Source organism: Kushneria phyllosphaerae (genome assembly GCF_900312995.1).
Taxonomy (GTDB): domain Bacteria; phylum Pseudomonadota; class Gammaproteobacteria; order Pseudomonadales; family Halomonadaceae; genus Kushneria; species Kushneria phyllosphaerae.
Map to the genome: position 1 here is coordinate 430,425 of NZ_ONZI01000004.1, position 21,157 is coordinate 451,581.

16 protein-coding genes are annotated in these 21,157 nt (G+C 59.3%); 6 read left to right on the forward strand and 10 right to left on the reverse strand.

Going from position 1 to position 21,157, the window contains the following annotated elements:
* Window positions 1-241: 241 nt before the first annotated feature.
* Window positions 242-943, reverse strand: coding sequence for a DnaA regulatory inactivator Hda (gene hda / locus KSP9073_RS15185; RefSeq protein WP_108843797.1), 702 nt, complete (start codon window positions 941-943; stop codon window positions 242-244).
* 204 nt (window positions 944-1,147) lie between these two features.
* On the opposite strand from hda, the gene purM reads away from it, so the two are divergent.
* From purM to KSP9073_RS15200, 3 genes are all read left to right on the forward strand, one after another.
* On the forward strand, window positions 1,148-2,215 hold the full coding sequence (purM, locus tag KSP9073_RS15190) for a phosphoribosylformylglycinamidine cyclo-ligase (RefSeq protein WP_108843798.1): 1,068 nt from the start codon (window positions 1,148-1,150) through the stop codon (window positions 2,213-2,215).
* Window positions 2,216-2,231: 16 nt separating this feature from the next.
* On the forward strand, window positions 2,232-2,948 hold the full coding sequence (gene purN / locus KSP9073_RS15195) for a phosphoribosylglycinamide formyltransferase (protein WP_108843799.1): 717 nt from the start codon (window positions 2,232-2,234) through the stop codon (window positions 2,946-2,948).
* 322 nt (window positions 2,949-3,270) lie between these two features.
* Window positions 3,271-4,350, forward strand: a complete 1,080-nt coding sequence (locus KSP9073_RS15200) for an aldo/keto reductase (RefSeq protein WP_108843800.1) — start codon at window positions 3,271-3,273, stop codon at window positions 4,348-4,350.
* A 193-nt stretch (window positions 4,351-4,543) separates the two neighbouring features.
* Here KSP9073_RS15200 and ykgO read toward each other — a convergent pair whose 3' ends face one another.
* The 7 genes from ykgO to gyrA all read right to left on the reverse strand — a co-directional run bounded on the left by ykgO (window position 4,544) and on the right by gyrA (window position 14,620).
* The gene (gene ykgO / locus KSP9073_RS15205) at window positions 4,544-4,687 is read right to left on the reverse strand and encodes a type B 50S ribosomal protein L36 (RefSeq protein WP_086623079.1); all 144 of its coding nucleotides are present in this window, start codon (window positions 4,685-4,687) and stop codon (window positions 4,544-4,546) included.
* Window positions 4,688-4,835: 148 nt separating this feature from the next.
* Complete coding sequence (gene rpsA, locus KSP9073_RS15210; RefSeq protein ID WP_108843993.1) at window positions 4,836-6,512, reverse strand: 30S ribosomal protein S1; 1,677 nt, start codon at window positions 6,510-6,512, stop codon at window positions 4,836-4,838.
* Between the two features lie 182 nt (window positions 6,513-6,694).
* The gene (cmk, locus tag KSP9073_RS15215) at window positions 6,695-7,390 is read right to left on the reverse strand and encodes a (d)CMP kinase (RefSeq protein ID WP_108843801.1); all 696 of its coding nucleotides are present in this window, start codon (window positions 7,388-7,390) and stop codon (window positions 6,695-6,697) included.
* Window positions 7,387-9,636: a bifunctional prephenate dehydrogenase/3-phosphoshikimate 1-carboxyvinyltransferase gene (locus KSP9073_RS15220; RefSeq protein ID WP_243409261.1), complete on the reverse strand. Its 2,250-nt coding sequence runs from the start codon at window positions 9,634-9,636 to the stop codon at window positions 7,387-7,389. Before KSP9073_RS15220 ends, cmk begins: the two co-directional genes overlap by 4 nt.
* A complete protein-coding gene (gene pheA / locus KSP9073_RS15225; protein ID WP_108843802.1) occupies window positions 9,633-10,751 on the reverse strand; it encodes a prephenate dehydratase in 1,119 nt (372 codons plus the stop codon). The genes KSP9073_RS15220 and pheA overlap by 4 nt, the downstream gene beginning before the upstream one ends.
* Window positions 10,752-10,756: 5 nt before the next feature.
* Window positions 10,757-11,836, reverse strand: a complete 1,080-nt coding sequence (gene serC / locus KSP9073_RS15230) for a 3-phosphoserine/phosphohydroxythreonine transaminase (protein ID WP_108843803.1) — start codon at window positions 11,834-11,836, stop codon at window positions 10,757-10,759.
* Window positions 11,837-11,896: 60 nt separating this feature from the next.
* Window positions 11,897-14,620, reverse strand: coding sequence for a DNA gyrase subunit A (gyrA, locus tag KSP9073_RS15235; RefSeq protein WP_108843804.1), 2,724 nt, complete (start codon window positions 14,618-14,620; stop codon window positions 11,897-11,899).
* Between the two features lie 349 nt (window positions 14,621-14,969).
* Here gyrA and KSP9073_RS15240 point away from each other — a divergent pair, with 349 nt between their 5' ends.
* Window positions 14,970-15,896, forward strand: coding sequence for a recombination-associated protein RdgC (locus KSP9073_RS15240; protein WP_108843805.1), 927 nt, complete (start codon window positions 14,970-14,972; stop codon window positions 15,894-15,896).
* A 29-nt stretch (window positions 15,897-15,925) separates the two neighbouring features.
* Window positions 15,926-17,098 (forward strand): 1-acyl-sn-glycerol-3-phosphate acyltransferase, encoded by a 1,173-nt coding sequence (locus KSP9073_RS15245; protein ID WP_108843806.1) that lies wholly within the window; start codon window positions 15,926-15,928, stop codon window positions 17,096-17,098.
* Between the two features lie 79 nt (window positions 17,099-17,177).
* Here the strand turns inward: KSP9073_RS15245 and KSP9073_RS15250 are convergent, their stop codons facing one another.
* Both KSP9073_RS15250 and KSP9073_RS15255 read right to left on the reverse strand, forming a co-directional pair.
* Complete coding sequence (locus tag KSP9073_RS15250; protein WP_108843807.1) at window positions 17,178-18,653, reverse strand: TrkH family potassium uptake protein; 1,476 nt, start codon at window positions 18,651-18,653, stop codon at window positions 17,178-17,180.
* Window positions 18,654-18,771: 118 nt separating this feature from the next.
* Entirely contained in the window at window positions 18,772-19,230 is a 459-nt protein-coding gene (locus KSP9073_RS15255) for a pilin (RefSeq protein ID WP_207771497.1), read from the reverse strand.
* Between the two features lie 188 nt (window positions 19,231-19,418).
* Between KSP9073_RS15255 and pilB the strand changes: the two genes are divergently transcribed.
* Window positions 19,419-21,155: a type IV-A pilus assembly ATPase PilB gene (gene pilB, locus KSP9073_RS15260; RefSeq protein WP_108843809.1), complete on the forward strand. Its 1,737-nt coding sequence runs from the start codon at window positions 19,419-19,421 to the stop codon at window positions 21,153-21,155.
* Window positions 21,156-21,157: the final 2 nt, after the last annotated feature.

Genomic DNA, 21,157 nt, shown 5'->3' on the forward strand with positions numbered 1-21,157 from the left:
ATCATGCCCGACACCTGCGTCAGAACGCTTCACGTCCTATCCCATGCCGACATGAAAGCCAGGCAGTCATCAAGGGCACGCAGGCATGAATAATGTGATTAGAAACGACGTCATAAATGATTCGAGCAATAAAAAACCGCCCGGGAAAACGGGCGGTGAACAGGAAACCAGAAATGATGATCTGAAGTATAGCCGGCCATGAGGGAACTGCCAGGTGTCGTGGCGCATCAAACCGGCTTTTCTACCAGTCCAGGGCCTGTTTAACAAAGGGAATGGTCAGCCGACGCTGCGCCGAAAGCGATGCGCTGTCGAGCCGGGTCAGCAATGCCAGCATATCCCCCAGCCTGCGCGGGCCACGATGGAGCAGATAACGAGCGACCTCATCGGGAAGCTGCATGCCACGCTGATGGGCTCTCAGACGTAACACCTCCAGCCGGTCTTCATCGCTTAGCGGCTGGAGATGAAAGGTCATCCCCCACCCCAGTCTTGATGCCAGATCCGGCAGGGCCACCGGCAAGGCACGGGGTGACGCCTGAGCGGCAATGATCAGGCGGCAGTTGGCATCCCGAAGGCGATTGAAACAGTGAAAAAGCGCTTCTTCCCAGCGCCTGCGGCCGATCACGCGCTCAAGGTCGTCAATGGCGATCAGATCAAGCGCCTCAAGATCTTCCAGCATGTGCGGTGGAAAGTGCCCCAGATCATTGAGGGGCAGATACAGCGCTCTGGCGCCTCGATCGCTGGCTTCAAGGCACGCGGCCTGAAGCAGATGGGTACGCCCGCTGCCGGAAGCTCCCCAGAGGTAAATAAACTGCTCGCCGCTGTCATCAAGCTGATGACGCAGATGGGTGACAAGGCCTGCATTGGCACCCGGCCAGAAGCCTGCGAACGTGACATCATCACGCGCACCAACACCTAGTGGGAGCTGTAGGGTATCCGGACTCATTACGGCGTCCATGCTCAAAACAAGGGGAACAGCAGCCACATTATCATGAACCCGACAATTCGGGGCAGCCTATCAGCACGGCCCCATCCTGCGGATGTAGTTGCGATGCGATTGGTCATGGCCGATGGTACAATGCCGTCCTTCTTGATTATCGCTCTGGCCCCGGCCGGAACCCCGTCTCATTTTCAGTGACAGGACCCCAACATGACCGAGCCTTCGTCTCGTGAGTCCCTCTCCTACAAGGATGCAGGTGTTGATATCGACGCCGGTAATGCGCTGGTCGAACGCATCAAGCATGTCGCCAAAAGTACAATGCGACCGGAAGTAATGGGTGGACTTGGCGGTTTTGGCGCGCTGTGTCAGCTTCCCAGCGGCTATCGTGAACCGGTATTGGTCTCCGGCACCGACGGCGTCGGCACCAAGCTCAGGCTGGCCATGGATGTGGGACGTCACGACACCATTGGCATCGACCTGGTGGCCATGTGCGTTAATGACCTGGTGGTTGCCGGCGCCGAGCCGCTGTTCTTTCTCGACTATTACGCCACCGGCAAGCTCAACGTCGAGATGGCCGCCGATGTCGTCACCGGTATCGGTGAGGGGTGCCGTCAGGCCGGGTGTGCGCTGGTGGGCGGCGAAACGGCCGAGATGCCGGGCATGTACGAGGGCTCCGATTACGATCTGGCCGGATTTTGCGTCGGCATCGTTGAAAAGTCGGAAATCCTGGATGGCTCGAAAGTCGGCGAAGGCGACGTGGTGCTGGGTCTGGCGTCCAGCGGCCCCCACTCCAACGGCTATTCCCTGATTCGCCGGGTGCTGGAACGCAGCGGTGCGACGCCCGACACCCGGCTGGAAGACGGCCAGACCCTGCGCGATGCGCTGATGGCGCCGACCCGCATCTACGTTAAATCGCTGCTGGCCATGCTGCATGACAGCGATGTCACCGTACATGCGCTTTCTCATATTACCGGTGGCGGCCTGCTCGAAAACATTCCTCGCGTTCTGCCGGACAACACCAGCGTCCATATCGATGCACAGGCCTGGCCGCGTCCGGCCGTCTTTGACTGGCTGCAGCGCGAAGGCAACATCGACGAGACCGAGATGCATCGCGTCCTCAACTGCGGCATCGGCATGGTAGTCGTCGTTCCGTCCAGCCACGCCGACCAGGCCGAGACCTATCTGGAAAGCACGGGAGAAACCGTGTACCGGCTGGGACATGTCAGCCGTTCGGACGAGACACAGCCAGGCGTTGTGCTTGAAAACGCGCGTCAGTAATCAGACAGGAAATATCATGTCCGACAGCGACACTTTTGATCAGGACTTTCAGCCCGAGCAGCCTGATCGCCAACGGCTGGTCGTTCTGATCTCGGGTAGCGGCAGTAACCTGCAGGCGTTGATTGACGCCGAAGCGCATGATGAGCTGGGCGGCGAGATTGCGGCCGTCATCTCCAATCGCGGCGATGCCTACGGACTGGTACGGGCACGCGAAGCAGGCATTCCGGCCGTGGTGCTTCCTCATCACGAGTATGACTCCCGCGAGGCCTTCGATGCGGCACTGGTCAAGGTCATTGATCGACACGCGCCGGATCTGATCGTGCTGGCCGGTTTCATGCGCATCCTGACGCCTGCGTTTGTCCAGCGCTATCATGGCCGCATGCTCAATATTCACCCGTCCCTGCTGCCGGCGTATCGCGGCCTGAATACGCATGCGCGCGCGCTGGCCGACGGGGTATCGGAACACGGCGCCAGCGTTCATTTCGTCACCGACGAGCTGGATGGCGGCCCTGTTGCCATACAGGCGGCCGTCACCGTGGCCCCTGATGACGATGAAGCAGCGCTGGCAGAACGGGTACTCACACGTGAACACGTGATCTACCCGATGACGGTGCGCTGGTTCATGCAGGGACGTCTCAAGCTGACCGCGGACGGTCCGCGCCTGGACAGCCATCCCCTGCCGGCCGGCGGTCTGCGACTGTCACCCGAGGATGTGACGGAAGAAGACCTCTAATACCTCAGAGCCTTCTGTCCAATGATCGCCATCACCGGCTCTGGTGATGGCGATTTTTTTATCCCACCAGTGTCGATACCGTGTTGCTTCCTGTAGGTGCGAAATAGACGGCGTCACGTTGAATGGTCGGCGGCAATCCAGGGGCAGTGCCACTCAAACCCGCATGGGGGCGATGTCCACGCACCTGGTGGCTTTTCTCCAACGCCCGAATCCTCTCCTGTCATGCGAACCATTTTCGACTTGTCGCTTCGAGCTGGTCTGCCAGGCTTGTGTCCTGATCCATCACTTGATGATCTTGTTCGGAAAACAGGGAAGCTTTCACATGAAATATCGTCCGCTTGGTAACTCCGGCCTGCTGGTCTCTGAAATAGTGCTTGGGACCGTTCCCTTCGGTGGCAGCGGTGGCTTTGAAAAGGCCGCCAGTGTCGATGTTGATGGCGCACGACGCCAGTTTGATATGGCGCTGGATGCCGGTGTCAACCTGATCGACACGGCAGATCTCTACTCCAAGGGAGAAGCCGAAGAGCTGGTGGGTCGGGCCCTTGGCGACAAGCGCAACGACATCATTCTGGCCAGCAAGGCGAGAAGCCCGATGAGCGACAACCCGAACCATAGCGGGTTCTCGCGCTATCATTTGATCAATGCCTGCGAGGCGAGCCTCAAGCGTCTTGGCACTGACCGCATCGATCTTTATCAGATGCATAACTGGGACGGCGTAACCCCGGTGGAAGAGATGCTTTACGCGCTCGACCATCTGGTGCAAAGCGGCAAGATTCGCTATTACGGCACTTCCAACTTTACCGGCTGGCAGATGATGAAAACCATCGGCAAGGCCGAACTGCACAACCTGATGCCGCCGATCAGCCAGCAGATCTATTACACACCCGAATCACGCGAGGCGGAATATGAGCTGATGCCGCTGGCGATCGATCAGAATGTCGGCACGCTGGTGTGGGGTCCGCTGGGCGAAGGCGTCTTTAACGGCAAGCTGCGCCGCGGTCAAAAGGCACCGGAAGGGACGCGTCAGGGCAACGGCTGGCCCGAGCCCTATATCCACGACATGGAACGTGCCTATGACATTATCGAGCTTCTGGCCGAAATCGGTGAGAAACATAACGCCTCGATCCCCCGTACCTGCCTTGCTTGGCTCAAGGACCGTCCGGGCGTGACGTCACTGATCATTGGTGCTCGCAATGAAGCACATCTCAAGGATGATCTGGCCGCGGCCGAGATGACACTGGATCAGGACGATATCGATCGCATCGAAGCGGCCACGCGTCCGGCGCCCCAGTACCCGTACTGGCATCGAGTGGTGTCCGGCATGGACCGCATCGACAAGGCAGAAAAGCCCTTTATCGATCACTATCGCAAGACCATCGATAACCGCAGCGACCAGCGCTGAGGGCTCAGACAGATCTTACTGCCCCTCCCTGAGGTGTAACATCAGGATAGAGAAAGACAGAAAAGCCCATCTTTTGGATGGGCTTTTTTATGTCTCTGAAAGCATATGATATTGCCATAAAAAAAGGCCCCCAATGAGGCATTGGGGGCCTTTTTGCGTCGATACCCGAAGGTATTCGATCATGCCAGAGGCATTAACGCTTGGGCTTCGGACGGCCCTGGACTGCCTTGAAACGCGGGTTGGTCTTGCAGATAACGTAAACGCGACCACGGCGCTTAACGACCTGACAATCCTTGTGGCGAGTCTTGGCTGACTTGAGTGAGCTGACGACCTGCATGCTACCTCCGTCTCCCTGAATGATCAGGGGCGATTGAATCCGTGATTTCAACTTTGTCGCCAGCAGGATTGACGCTGCTGACGACAATGTCATTTATATATCTGAACAGACCTCTGCGGCCATCCAGCGGATGGCCGGGAGCGGGCTATCAGTCCTGATTCATCTGCTGCTTGATCAGGTCACCGATAGTGGTCGGACCGGAAGTCTCGGTCTCCTGCTCACGCATGTTGCGCATGTTCTGACGCGTGTCGTCCTGATCCTTGGCGCGGATGGACAGGTTGATGACGCGGTTCTTGCGATCAACGCCAACGATGCGCGCTTCGACGCTATCGCCTTCATTGATCACGGTACGTGCATCTTCAACGCGGTCGCTGCTGATCTCGGAGGCCTTGAGCACGGCGATAACGTCAGTTGCCAGTTCAACGTAGGCTTCACGGGCATCAACTTCCGTCACACGACCGGACACGAGTGCGCCCTTGTCGTTGACCGCCAGGTACTCGGACATCGGATCGCTTTCAAGCTGCTTGATACCCAGCGAGATGCGCTCACGTTCCGGATCGATCGACAGGATGACCGCCTCGGCTTCTTCACCCTTGCGATAGCGACGAACGGCTTCTTCGCCGGTTTCGTTCCAGGAGATGTCAGAGAGGTGCACCAGACCGTCGATGCTGCCATCCAGACCGATGAAGATACCGAAGTCGGTGATCGACTTGATGGTACCGGAGACACGATCGCCCTTGGCAAAGCGCGAGCTGAAGTCTTCCCACGGATTGGAAGTGCACTGCTTGATGCCCAGCGAGATACGACGACGTTCTTCGTCGATATCCAGCACCATGACTTCAACATCATCACCAACCTGAACCACCTTGGACGGATGGATGTTCTTGTTGGTCCAGTCCATTTCAGAGACGTGAACCAGACCTTCAACACCTTCTTCCAGCTCGGCAAAGCAGCCGTAGTCGGTCAGATTGGTCACACGTGCGTTGACCTTGGTGCCTTCGGGGTAACGATTCTTGATGTTGACCCACGGATCTTCGCCCAGCTGCTTCAGACCCAGCGATACGCGATTGCGCTCACGGTCAAACTTCAGCACCTTGACATTGATCTCGTCGCCCACGGCCACGATTTCGCTCGGATGCTTGATACGCTTCCAGGCCATGTCGGTGATGTGGAGCAGGCCATCAACGCCGCCCAGATCAACAAAGGCGCCGTAATCGGTCAGATTCTTGACGATACCATTGATCTGCTGGCCTTCCTGCAGTGTCGCGAGCAGCGCTTCACGCTCGGCACTGTTTTCGGCTTCAAGCACGGCACGACGAGAAACGACAACGTTGTTGCGCTTCGCATCAAGCTTGATGACCTTGAAGTCGAGTTCCTTGTTCTCCAGATGCGCGGTGTCGCGAACCGGACGGACATCGACGAGCGAGCCCGGGAGGAAGGCACGGATGGAATTGACATCGACGGTGAAACCGCCCTTGACCTTTCCGTTGATCACGCCCTTGACGACTTCGTTTTCCTCGAAGGCTGCTTCCAGCTCTTTCCAGGCTTCGGCACGCTTGGCCTTTTCGCGAGACAGGCGCGTCTCACCGAAACCGTCTTCCACGGCTTCCAGCGCAACCTTGACTTCATCGCCGACCTTGATGGTCAGTTCACCATTGTCGCTACGAAACTGTGCCGCAGGGATCTGCCCTTCGGATTTCAGCCCGGCGTTGACAGTGATCCAGTCACCTTCAATGTCCACCACGGTCGCCATGACAATGGCACCGGGTTCCATGTTGATGTCCTGAAGAGACTGTTCAAACAGTTCTGCAAAGCTTTCGCTCATGGTATTCCTATAGTGATCAACAAAAAGCAACCAGGACGGCTGCATTCTCCACGCCACCAGCAAGCGCGGGCCAATGACAAACTCCCCGGGGACGTTAACGCTGGTTAGACGTGGCAGGGTTTACAGATGTTGACCGCTGCCACCCCATGACGTCTTGCCGGGGCCTCCGGAAATTCAGGCGCTCATTGCGTGCTTTTCAAACCACGCAGGGAGAGAAGTGCTTCAATGTGTGCCACGACATCCGGGATCGAAAGCTCGGTCGTGTCGATGGTGACCGCATCTTCAGCAGGCCTTAATGGCGCTACTGTTCGCTGCATGTCACGCGCGTCCCGAGCCTCTATCTCCTTTAAAAGGCTCGAAAGGCTAGCATGTTGGCCGGCCTGTCGCAACTGATCATGCCGTCTTCTTGCCCGTTCCTCGGCACTGGCCGTCAAAAATATCTTGAGCGGCGCCTCGGGAAACACCACGGTACCCATGTCGCGACCATCGGCCACCAGACCCGGGGGTTTGGCAAATTCACGCTGACGGGCCAGCAAGGCATCACGCACGCCGGTAATGGCTGCCACCTGCGAGGCACGCCCGCCAACATGCTCATTGCGAATGTCGGTGCTGACATCCTCCCCTTCCAGCATGATGCGGGTGTGTTCGTTTTCACTGACAAACGTCACGTCCAGCGCACGTGCCACCGATTCAAGCGCAGGCGCATCGGTCATATCGATATCACGACGCATGGCCGCCAGCGCCGTCAGCCGGTAAAGCGCCCCGGAATCCAGCAGGTGCCAGCCCAGATCCTGGGCCACCAGTCGGCTGATGGTCCCCTTGCCGGCCCCACCCGGGCCGTCGATGGCGATGACCGCCGCATTGGCCTGCTGACTCATGCGCCCTCCGAAACAGCCTCGACCTGCATACCGACTTCGCCGGCCAGTGCAGGAAAGTTGGGAAACGAGGTGGCCACATTGGCGCAGTCACGAATGGTGATATCACCTTCGGCACGCAGGGCCGCCACCGTGAAGGCCATGGCAATGCGATGATCCCCCAGGCTTTCGACTTCCCCGCCATGGTAGCGGCCACCGACGATGTCGATGCCATCTTCCACTACGGTATTGACCACGCCCAGCACGTCCAGACCGTCGGCCATGGCCTTGATCCGGTCGGACTCCTTGACCCGCAGCTCGAGCGCATCGCGAAGGCGTGTCGTGCCGCTCGCGTTGGCGGCAGCGATAAAGAGCACCGGAAACTCATCAATGGCCAGCGGCACCTGGTCCACCGGAATATCGATACCGTGCAATTCGGCGTGACGTACCCGTATATCGGCAACCGGTTCGCCGCTGACCTTGCGCTCATTGAGCAGCTCGATACTGGCCCCCATCTCCCGCAGGATATTGATGACACCGATACGGGTGGGATTGATCCCGACATGCTCCAGGGTGAGATCCGCCCCGGGTGTAATGGAGGCGGCCACCAGGAAAAACGCTGCAGAAGAGATGTCCGCCGGCACATCAATGAATCCGCCCGTGAGGCTACCACCACCTGCGATGTGGGCGACATCCTCATGACGGCTCACCGGGTAACCAAAGGCGGTCAGCATGCGCTCGGTATGATCGCGGGTCGGCGCCGGTTCGCGCACACGGGTCTCGCCGGTGGCATACATGCCGGCCAGCAGCAGACAGGACTTGACCTGGGCACTGGCCATGGGGAGATCATAGTCAATACCGGCAAGAGGCTGCCCTCCACGTACCGTCAGCGGCGGTCGTCCGCCCTCTCCGGTATCGATGACCGCTCCCATTAGTCGAAGCGGATCCGCCACCCGTCCCATCGGACGGCGGTTGAGCGAATCATCGCCGGTCAATGTGACGTCAAACGCCTGGCCGGCCATGAGCCCTGCAAACAGACGCATGCTGGTCCCGGAGTTGCCCAGATACAGCGCCCCCTTTGGCTGTTTCAGTCCGTGCAGGCCAACACCGTGAATGACCACGCGACCGGCCTGAGGACCTTCGATGGCCACACCCATTTCACGAAAGGCCTGAAGCGTGGCCAGACTGTCCTCGCCTTCAAGAAAGCCCTCTACGGTGGTCACGCCTTCTGCCAGTGCGCCCAGCATGATGGAGCGATGCGACATCGACTTGTCGCCGGGGACTCGAATGGTGCCCCTGACCTGACCGCCGGCGCTTGCACGGTACACAACGTTTCTGGTTTCCATGACCTGATAGCTCTTCTGGCTGAGTAATCTGTCGAAATAATGTCGCGCATGACTTGCGCGGGAAAAGATGCCGAGCATGGCATCACCGTCGCTACCGGCCACGGCAGCACGAAGTTCACTGACGCCGGTCTCGAACTCCGAAAGCGCCTGCAGGACCGCTTCCCGATTGGCCAGATAAATATCGCGCCACATCACCGGATCACTGCCGGCAATGCGGGTAAAGTCGCGAAAACCACCGGCCGCGTAGCGAAAGATGTCGAGCCGATCATCCTGACGGGCCAGCGTATCGACCAGTGAAAACGCCAGCAGATGCGGCAAATGACTGGTACGTGCCAGCACCTCATCGTGGCGCCCGACCGTCAAACGCTCGATGTGTGCACCACAGACCTGCCACAGATGCTCGATACGATGCAGTGCCTGTGGGTCGGTATCCACCTCGGGCGTGAGAATGACACGATGGCGTTGATAAAGCGTCGGGTTGGCTGCCTCGACGCCGCTTTTTTCCGCTCCTGCAATGGGATGGCCCAGCACCAGCCAGCTCGGCACCCGTCCCAGAGCAGAGCGAATCTGATCACGAATGGCTGACTTGGTACTGCCCACATCGGTCACAACCTGCCCGTGACGACGCAGCTGACTCAGCTGCGCCATGACCGGTGCAATGGCCATGACCGGCACGGCCAGCACAATCAGTGAGACATGCGGCAAAAAAGCCGCTGCGTCCGGGCCGCCATCATCAATCAGCCCCATGCGCCGCCCAAGGGCGACCTCATTGGGGTTGAGATCAACGCCGTAGCAGCGTCCCGCATAGCCGGCAGCGCGCAGGGCCGCCAGCAGAGAACCGCCGATCAGCCCCAATCCGATGACCAGAATGCCGGACTCTTCTGACAGTACGGCCGGCGTCCCTGAAATGGCCCGCTCGTTCAAATCACACCCATCGGATAGGATCCCAGTACGCGCACATCGGCAGCCCGCTGACGAACCTCTTCCAGCGCAGCCTGAACCCGTGGCTCTTCCTGATGCCCCTTGAAATCAATGAAGAAGACGTAGTTCCAGAGGCCATGCCGTGAAGGCCGGCTTTCAAGACGCGTCATGTCGACATGATGGCGGTGGAAAGGCTCCAGCAGGTCATGCAGGGCACCGGGCTGGTTGCGCATGGCAGCCACCAGTGAGGTCTTGTCTTCACCGCTGGGCGGCACATCGTGGTTGCCGATGATCAAAAAGCGCGTCGAGTTGTCCGGCATGTCCTCGATTTTTTCTTCAAGGCGCTCAAGGCCGTAAAGCCGCGCGGCCATGTCACCGGCGATGGCGGCAGTATGCCATTCGCTCTTGACCCGGCGAGCCGCCTCGGCATTGGAGGACACGGCCACGCGCTCGGCATGCGGATAATGGGCATCAAGCCACTTGCGACACTGTGCCAGTGACTGCGAGTGGGAATAGATGCGGGATACCTTGTCCCGGCGCGTATTGCTGCCGACCAGCAGATGATGGTGAATGCGCAGCACCACCTCACCGCAGATCCGCAGGGAAGTATCCATGAAGGAGTCCAGCGTGTGATTGACCACGCCCTCGGTCGAGTTCTCGACCGGCACCACGCCATAGTTGGCCGCGCCCGCCTCGACTTCACGAAAGACTTCATCAATGGCCGGCAGCGGTTTGCACACGGCACTGTCACCGAAATGCTTGAGCGCGGCCTGCTGGGTAAAGGTGCCCTCCGGGCCGAGATAGGCAGCACGCACCGGCTTTTCCAGCGCCAGACAGGCCGACATGATCTCCCGGAAAAGGCGTGCCATCTCTTCACCCGGCAGCGGCCCCTGATTCAGAGCCATGATGCGCTTGAGCACCTGGGCTTCGCGTTCGGGACGATAGAACACCGCTTCAGGGTCTTCGGCCAGCTTGACGTGCGCGACCTGCTGGGCGCAGGCGGCACGCTCGCTGATCAGATCAAGAATCTGCTGGTCCAGCGTGTCAATGCGATCACGCAGGGCGCCAAGATCCACGTCCTGATCGTTTTTATCATGAGATGAAAGATGATCCGACATGTGCTCTACCCGTAACGACGCTCGAAATCCTGCATAAAGGCCACCAGTCGATCAACGCCCTCTTCCGGCATGGCGTTATAAAGGCTGGCACGCATTCCACCCACGCTGCGATGTCCCTTGAGGGTCAAAAGGCCCGCCGCCTCGGACTCGGTCAAAAACGCCTTGTTGAGCGATTCATCACCAAGCACGAAAGGCACGTTGGTCAGCGAGCGATTGGCCGAGACGATCGGGTTGGAATAGAAACCGCTGCCATCAATGGCGTCATAAAGCTTTTGCGCCTTGCGACGATTGATCTTCTCGATCGCCTCGACCCCACCCTGTTCCTTGAGCCATTCAAAGACCAGCCCGGACAGATACCAGGCATAGGTGGCCGGCGTATTGAGCATGGAGCCGTTATCGGCAAATGCCTTCCAGTTCAGCATGGAAGGCGTTTCGCGACGGGCACGATCCAGCAGATCATTACGCACGATCACGATGACAATGCCGGCAGGACCGATGTTTTTCTGCGCGCCGGCATAGATGACACCGAATTTCGAGACGTCTATCGAACGCGACAGGATCGACGAGGACATGTCACACACCAGGGGCACATCGGCCTGTGGCACGTAATCCATCTGCAGCCCGCCGATGGTCTCGTTATCGCAATAATGCAGATAGGCGGCATCACTGGACAGATACAGCGCATCCTGACCGGGTACAGCGGTATAGCCGCTGGCTTCGGCCGAGGCGACGACATGCGCCGCGCCCAGATGCCGACCTTCCTTCAGGGCCTTCTGCGACCAGATGCCGGTATCCAGGTAGTTGCCGCTTCCCCCCTGTCCCAGCAGGTTGAGAGGCACACATCCGAACTGCTGTGTGGCGCCCCCCTGCATGAACAGCACACTGTAATTGTCCGGCACCTGCATCAGCTCACGCAGGTTGGCCTCGGCACGCTCTGCCACAGCGATGAAGGCCTCACTGCGATGACTCATCTCCATGACGGAAAGGCCACGCCCTTCAAAATCGAGCATCTCATCGCGTGCGCGCTCAAGCACGGCGGTGGGCAGCGTGGCGGGGCCGGAACAGAAATTGAAATGTCGGGTCATGTCAGGTCTCGACGGGCTTGAAAAAATAACGGCGCCTTTCCATGAAAGGCGCCGATGGTTCTACTCTTCGCGTGCCGAATCGGTCTCGCCGTCATCGGTGGCATCCGGTGCCTGGTCGGCCCCCTCGCTCAATGCCTCCTCATCCCCGGCGAGCACCTCATCATCATTTTCCAGCTCGTCATCCTTTTCAAGCTCATCAAGACGAACCGTGGACACCAGGCTTTCGCCCTTGACGGTACGAATCAGGGTAACGCCCTGGGTGTTACGCGAGCTGATGGAGACCTCACTGACGCGCGTACGGACCAGCGTGCCGCGATCGGAGATCATCATCATCTCGTCGCTTTCACCCACCTGGATGGCCGCCACCAACGCGCCGTTGCGGGCCGTGGTCTGCATGGCGATCACGCCCTGCCCGCCACGTCCACGCAGCGGGAACTCCTCGAGACGAGTTCGCTTGCCGTAACCGTTAATGGAGGCCGTCAGGATATAGCACTGACCTTCGCTGATCTGGCTGGCTTCCACTTCGCTTTCATCGTCGGCGCTTTCATCGATGGTGGTCGTGCTGGGAATGATCAGGCTGATGACACGAGCGTCGCCCAGCAGGCGCATGCCGCGCACGCCGCGCGCCGTACGGCCCATGGCACGTACATCGTTTTCATCAAAGCGGATCGCCTTGCCGTTGGAGGACAGCAAAATGGCATGATCGCTGCCGGAGGTAATGGCCGCCCCTACCAGACGGTCGCCCTCATCAAGATCAAGGGCGATCAGACCGGCACTGCGCGGCCGCGAGAACTGATCCAGCGTGGTGCGCTTGACCGTGCCGTTGGCGGTGGCAAAGAAGATATAGCTGTCGTCGCGATACTCCTTGACCGGCAGAATAGCCGTAATCCACTCGCCTTCATCCAGCGACAGCAGATTGACCAGCGGACGGCCGCGCGACCCGCGCGAGGCCTGAGGCATTTCATAAACCTTGAGCCAGTAGACCTTGCCACGATCGGAGAAGAGCAGCACGGTGTCATGGGTCGAAGCCACCAGCAGATGCTCGATGACGTCTTCATCCTTCATGCTGGTCGCCGACTTGCCACGTCCACCGCGCTTTTGCGCCTGATAGTCGGACAGCGGCTGAGTCTTGGCATACCCGCTGCGAGAGATGGTGACCACCATGTCCTCGGCGGCAATCAGATCTTCCATCGTGAGATCACGACGGCTGTTCTGGATTTCGGTACGGCGCCCGTCACGATACTGGTCACGAACGGCTTCCAGCTCTTCGCGAATCACTTCCATCAGACGGTCGGCCGACGACAGGATGCGGGTCAGCTCGGCGATGGTATCAAGGATGCCCTTGTACTCTTCCAGCAGCTTTTCGGTCTCAAGACCGGTCAGGCGGTGCAGGCGCAGCTCAAGAATGGCCTGCGCCTGACCCGCCGACAGCTGATAGCGGCTGCGATCATCAGAGAGCCCACAGCTCTCCTCGATATCATCAGGCTTGCAGGAGGTCGCGCCGGCACGGTCCAGCATGTCGATGACCTGACCCGGCATCCAGTCGCGTGCAATCAGCTTCTCTTTCGCTTCGGCCGCATTGGGCGAGGCCTTGATCAGCTCGATCACTTCATCGATGTTGGAGATGGCGACCGTCAGGCCTTCCAGAATGTGGCCACGTTCCTTGGCTTTTCTCAGCTCGTACAGGGTGCGGCGGGTCACCACTTCGCGGCGATGGCGAATGAAGGCTTCCAGCAGCTGCTTGAGATTCAGCGTTTTGGGCTGACCGTTTTCCAGCGCCACCACGTTGATGCCGAACACGGTCTCAAGCTGGGTCTGGGAAAAGAGGTTGTTGACGACCACGTCGCCGGACTCGCCGCGACGGGTTTCAATGACCACGCGCAGGCCGTCCTTGTCGGACTCGTCACGCAGCTCGGCAATGCCCTCGATGCGTTTTTCCTTGACCAGCTCGGCGATCTTTTCAATCAGACGCGCCTTGTTGACCTGGTAGGGAAGCTCGGTCACGACAATGTGATCACGGCCGGTGCGCTCATCGTGCTCGACGGTGTGGCGGGCGCGCACATGGATACGCCCGCGACCGGTACGGTAGGCATCCAGAATGCCGGCGCGACCGTTGATGATCCCGGCGGTCGGGAAGTCCGGCCCCGGAATGTACTCCATCAAATCGTCAATACTGAGCGTATGGTCCTCGATCAACGCCAGACAACCCTCGATGACCTCGGTCATGTTGTGCGGCGGCACGTTGGTCGCCATGCCGACAGCGATACCAGAGGCACCGTTGACCAGCAGGTTGGGGACACGCGTTGGCAGCACCTCGGGAATACGCTCGGTGCCGTCGTAGTTGTCGACCCAGTTGACCGTATCCTTTTCCAGATCCGAGAGCAGCTCATGCGACAGACGTGCCATGCGCACTTCGGTGTAACGCATGGCGGCTGCGCTGTCGCCATCGATCGAGCCGAAGTTGCCCTGGCCATCCACCAGCATGTAGCGCATGGAAAAGTCCTGAGCCATACGCACGATGGTGTCATAAACGGCGCTGTCACCATGCGGGTGATACTTACCGATGACATCACCCACGACACGCGCCGATTTCAGATAGGACTTGTTCCAGTCGTTGCGCAGTTCATGCATGGCATACAGCACGCGACGGTGTACCGGCTTGAGTCCATCCCTGACATCGGGCAGTGCTCGACCGATGATGACGCTCATCGCGTAATCAAGGTACGACTGCTTCAGCTCGTCCTCGATATTGACTGGCAGAATCTCTCTGGCGATCTCACCCATGGGTCGTCAAATCCTGGTCCTGTTCAAGAAGCCCTGCTGCCTGAGCGCCCCGGCCACAGGGGCCATAAAGCGCTCAGACGCGAACACCCGTAATGCAATCATGACGCACACATGATTGCGCACGAATGATCCAATTGGTTGGCACCGATTGTACCACAACCCCACTGCTCTCCGGCAGACAGTGATGCAATCCGAAGGTGATTTGGCTACCCGCTGACGATGGCCCTGTCAGGCCCGCCATTGAGGGCGGTCATTATCGGATAGTCCAGGAGTATGGGATCAGGCTACGCAAGCGCTGGCACCCGCGCCTGCCATTCGACATAATGTGCGCCTTCAAGGAAAGGACGCTATGTGGTTCAAGCATTTACAACTTTATCGCCTGCTCGATGAGCAGGACTGGTCACTGGATCAGCTCACACAAGCCCTCGATCCCTGGCGCTTTACGCCGGTCACCGAGACTCAGGCCCGCCGCGTAGGCTGGGCAGCGCCAGCCGGCCGTCATGGCGATCAGCTGGTGCACGAGATTCAGGGTCACCGTCTGATGACGCTGTTGCGTCAGGAGCGGCTGCTGCCGAGCGCGGTGGTCAAGGAAACGCTCGAAGAGCGCGTCGAGGCGCTGACGGCGCAGCAGGGTTATCCGCCCGGCCGCAAGGACAAGCTGGTGCTCAAGGAGCGCATTGTCGAAGAGCTGCTGCCGCGAGCCTTCACCCGTACCTCGCGCACGGATCTGTGGTGGGATACCAAACGCCGCTTGATCGGCATCAACGCCTCGAGTGCCAAACGCGCCGAGGAGATCCTCGACGTGCTGCGTGAATCGCTCGGCTCGCTCAAGGTGATTCCGCTGGCACCGCAGACCCCGGCCGGGCGCACCATGACCACCTGGTTGACCGACCCGACCACTCGTCCGGAAGGCATGGTACTGGGCGATCAGATCGAGCTTCGCGCCAAGGGCGATGACGGCATTCTTCGTGCCCGCAGCATCGACCCGGATGGTGAGGAAGTACGCATGTCACTGGATGTGGGCCGTCAGGCCAGCAAGCTGGCGCTGAACATCGAAGAACAGATGACGCTGGTGCTGCAGGAAGACATGTCCATCAAGTCGATCCGCTTTGCCGATGCCGTGCTCAAGGAGATCGACGACACCGACAGCGACGACAACCCTGTCCTGCAGATGGAGACCGAGTTTGCGCTCATGGCCCATGTGCTGGGCGATACTGCCGAGCGCCTGATGCAGTGGCTGGGTGGCGAAGCGACGCCGGCGCCTGCAGCTCCATGAATCAACCGTCTGACGACCCGGAAATCGAGATGACCGCCTCCCCGGATGCGCTACCGCCCGTAGACGACTTCGAGGCCATACGCCCCTACAACGACGATGAGGTCGTTGATACGCTGGCTCGTCTGGTCCGCAATGACGAGTTCATCGACACCATTACGCGCTACCGGCTGCCGAAACTTGCCCGTGTCGCGCCTCGTGTGGCGCGGGCACTGGCACGCCACGGGCTCAGACGCGCAGTACGCAACATTCATACGGTCAGTGATTTTCAAAATCACATTTCCCATTACATGGCACGCATGATCCAGAACACGACCAACACCTTCAGCGTGGAAGGTCTTGAGCATCTGGATCAGCAAAAGGCCTATCTCTTTATCGGCAACCACCGCGATATCGCGCTCGACCCGGCATTTGTCAACTATGCGCTCTATCACAGCGGGCGCAGTACCGTGCGCATTGCCATCGGTGACAACCTGCTGCAAAAGCCCTATGTGACCGACCTCATGCGGCTCAACAAGAGCTTTATCGTGCCCCGCTCGGCACGAGGCAAGCGGGCCATGCTGGCGGCCTATCAGCAGCTTTCCAACTACATTCGTCACTCGATTGTCGATGACAATCATCCGATCTGGCTGGCACAGCGTGAAGGTCGCGCCAAAAATGGCGTGGATCGCACTGACAGTGCGATCATCAAGATGCTGGGCATGGCTCGACGCATGAAGGACAAGGACGCCTCGGTCAACGACACGATTGCCGAGCTGCGCATCGTGCCCGTCTCCATCAGCTATGAGTTCGATCCCTGCGATCAGCAAAAGGCGCGCGAGCTCAAGGCCCGCCATGATGGCACGGCGTATGAAAAGATCGCCTACGAAGACATCCTCTCCATCGCCGCCGGCATTACCGGCCACAAGGGACGGGTCAGGCTGGTTTTCGGCACGCCGCTGACGGGCGATCAGGACAATTACGACAGTGCCGCTCAGGAGATCGACCGTCAGGTGCTGAACAACTACACGCTCTTCCCAAGCCACTATCTGGCCCTGGAAGCCACCGGGCATGCGCCCGAGCTTGTCGATGTCAACAACATCACCCCGGCCGACCGTCAGGCCTTCAACAAGCGTCTTGAGCAGGTGCCGGAAGATCTACGCCCCTGGTGGCTGTGTCAGTACGCCAATCCGGTGCTCAACCGGGCCGGACGCGATCCGCTCTAACCCTTCTGTCTTGACAGTTCTGCCCCGCGGCCTTTCCTGACGCCCTGCGCCCTGTTTGCAGGGCGCAGGGCAGGAGGTCCTACTTGCGCCAGAAGGTTGGCGTCATCAATACCAGCACGGTCAGGATTTCCAGACGCCCCATCAGCATGCCGATGCTTAACATCCACTTGGCGGCATCCGGCAGCGAGGCAAAGTTGCCTGAAGGACCAATCACGTCCCCCACCCCCGGGCCGACATTGGCAACCGCTGTTGCCGCACCGGACAGGGCCGTCATCAGATCCAGCCCCATCAGTGACAGGCCCAGCGCCAGCACCGCCACGGTAAAGAAGAAGAAAAAGGAAAAGGCGATAACGCCGCGAATCTGGTCATCGGTCAGTACGCGCCCGTTATAGCGCTGCACAAAAACGCCGTTGGCATGCACCAGATAGCGCAGCTGATTGACCAGCATGATCAGGCCCACCTGGAAGCGAAAAACCTTCATCCCCCCACTGGTTGACCCCGAGCAGCCGCCGACAAAGGTCAGATAGAAAAAGGCCACCGAGGACAGTGGGCCCCACATCGTATAGTCATCCGAGGCATAGCCGGTGGTGGTCACAACAGACACCACGTTAAAGGCCACCTGCGTCAGCGCATCGAAAAACTCCATGCCGCGCACGGTGCGATACAGGGTCAGCAGCGCAATGACCACCACCAGAAGCGCCAGAAGCCCCCTCACCTGCTGATCCTTCCAGAGCACGCCCGACCGTTCACGCGCCATGCGGATATAAAGCACGAAGGGCAGCGCACCGGTCAGCATGGAGAGCACGCTGAGCCACAAAATAAGCGGTTTGTCGGCGTATTGACCAAAGGAGGCGTCGTAGTTGGCAAAGCCGCCGGTAGCTACAGACGTCATGCCATGCACCACGGCGTCCAGCGGCAGCATGCCGGCCAGCCAGTAGCTGACAATCGAGACGATCGTGAAGCCGACATACACCAGACCGATCGCCTTGGCGACCGTACCGGCCCGAGGCAGCACCTTGTCCGACCAGTCGGAGGATTCGGTCTGAAACAGTCGCATGCCGCCCACGCGCAGAAAGGGCAGCACGGCAATCGCCATCACGATGATCCCGACCCCGCCGACCCACTGCATCAGACCGCGCCAGAGCTTGAGCCCATCGGAAAGGTGTTCAATGCCGACCAGCACGGTCGCCCCGGTCGTGGTAATGGCCGAGACCGACTCAAATACCGCATCGGCCATCGACAGACGCGGCGCGCCGAACTGCATGGGCAGGCTGGAAAAGGCCGACATCACCACCCAGCTGGAGGTGGTCAGGATAAACATCTGCCGGGGGCGCAACTCGATATGCACCCCCCAAGTCAGCAAAATGAACGTCACGCCGGTGCCAAAGGTCGCGGCAAAGGCCCATAGAAAGGGCCACATCTGCCCGTCGCCTTCCAGCGCCAGCAAAAACAGCGGAATCAGCATGAACAGCGACAGGACCAGTAACAGCATGGCCAGAATGCGCAGAATGGGGCCTATTCCGGCCGGATTACGAAAAAGCGGCAGACGCAGCATGCATTGCATCCAGAATGGTCAACAGGTGCGCGCTACTATAGCGGTTAAGGAAAAAGGGCGCAGCCGGAAAGGCTTATAAAAACAAAAGCCGGCGCGAGGCCGGCTTCAAACACAACTCTTAAACCTTTGGATCATCACCAGCTTTCGTACACGCTTTTGGCATGTATTGAGCTTCAATGGTCGCATCGCAAGACCATACGCCATCCTTGGCTCTCTTCAATGCAATATTTTTACCGTTTAATGAAGAGCTAGATTGCGTATTGAAGTCAATCTGTACGGATGCAACGCCGCTATTGCCATCATTTGTTGCTGGAATGGTCAACGCGCCCATTTTCACATCAGCAGGGGTAATACCAATGAAACCTTCTGTGTCCTTGGTCATGCTGAGGGTTTTTCCTCGGAGAACTGCTTCTTCGATATTAACCTGTGTACTCTTGAGCGTCGCCAGTGCAGAAGCCGCCTCAGACCTCGCCACATAGTCCTGATAGCGCGGCACGGCAATGGCCGCCAGTACACCGATGATGGCGACCACGATCATTAGCTCGATCAACGTAAAACCACCCTGCCTGCCTGCCATTGACGTGTCCTTCCCGATTGAATGCATGTGTCCCTGCTCGAAAAGCAGGATAACGGTATATTTTGCGTCTGGATGTTGAGAGACGCAGAGCTTTTAACGACAAAAGCACCGGGAACTTTAGAGAAGGGATTGACCGCCGATAACATGGGGCAAGTTGCCAATCCCTCTGATCATATGGATTTACGTGCATGCCGGATGCCCTCTCTCAACTGTCTGCCAACCCCCTGCGCAGCCTCGCCCATCAGCTGGTCGAGGATGGTCTGCTGGAAGCCAACCAGGCGCTGGCACTTGAAGGGCAGGCACACCGCGAAAAGCGCGCACTGCTCAAGCTGATCATCGAAGAGACCGGTATATCGCAGCGCGATGCAATCCAGAGTGCCGGCTGGGCCTTTGGGCTGGGCTGTGTTGATCTGGACGCCATTCCCATCGCCCGCCTGCCGCCGTTGCAGGGGCTGACGGAATCCATGATTCGCCGGCTGGGCGTGTTACCCCTGCTGCGTCAGGAGCGCGCCCTGGTCGTGGCGGTGGATGACCCCTCTCGCCTGCCCGAGCTCGATGAGCTGCAGTTCGTGACCGGTATGAGCATAGAAGGCGTTCTGGCACCTGCCGAGCAACTCGCCACCAGGCTCGAGCAGTATCTGCAGGTCCATGGCGAAGGCGCGCTGGCGCTGCTGGAGGGCCAGAACGCCATCGAGACCCTGGCGCTTGAGGAAGGCGATCTGGCTCTGGATCAGACAGAAGACGCCTCCTTTCAATCCAGCGACGATGCGCCGGTGGTGCGCTTCGTCAAACAGGTCCTGCTGGACGGCATTCGCCGGGGCGCTTCCGACATCCATTTCGAGCCATTTGATGAAAGCTTTCGGATTCGCTTTCGCGTTGACGGCATTCTTATGGAGGCCTCTCGTCCGCCAGCGCAACTTCGACAGCGCATTGCCGCCCGCATCAAGGTCATGGCAAAGCTTGATATCTCGGAGCGACGCCTGCCCCAGGATGGCAGCGTACGCCTGAAACTGTCGAGCAAACGTCACGTCGAGTTTCGCGTGAACACCCTGCCAACGCTGTTTGGCGAAAAGATTGTCATGCGTCTGCTGGACCCGGACAGTGCCCGCATGGGCATTGATGCGCTGGGCTTTACGCCCGAGCAGCGCAATATTTTCGAACAGGCCATCGCCCGACCTCAGGGCATGATTCTGGCCACCGGGCCGACCGGCAGCGGCAAGACCGTCACGCTCTATACCGCGCTTAATCTGCTCAACACCGAAGCGCGCAACATTGCCACCGCCGAGGATCCGGTCGAGATCAAGCTTGAAGGCATCAATCAGGTCAACGTACGCCCCAATATCGGCTTTGATTTCGCCGCGGCCCTGCGCGCCTTTCTGCGTCAGGACCCCGACGTGGTCATGGTGGGTGAGATTCGCGATCTGGAAACCGCCGAAGTCGCCATCAAGGCGGCGCAGACCGGGCACCTGGTACTGTCGACGCTGCACACCAATTCTGCGGCCGAAACCCTGACCCGACTGGGGAACATGGGCGTGGCAGGGTTCAACATTGCCACCTCCATCAGTCTGATCATCGCCCAGCGGCTGGCGCGCCGACTGTGTGAGCGCTGCCGACAGCCGGTGTCGCTGCCCCGCGAAGTGCTCAAGCATCAGGGCCTTGATGATGCACAGATCGACCAGGCCACGCTGTATCAGGCCGTGGGCTGTGAGCACTGCACTCATGGCTACCGAGGGCGCGTGGGCATCTATGAAATGGTGCCCATCTCATCTGCCATGAGTCATCTGATCATGCAGGATGCCGGCGCCATGGCGCTGGCAGAGCAGGCAAGGCGCGAAGGACATCATGATCTGCGTCGCAGCGGCCTTCAAAAGGTGCTGACAGGTCTGACCACGCTGGAAGAACTCAACCGGATCATTCAGGAGTAACT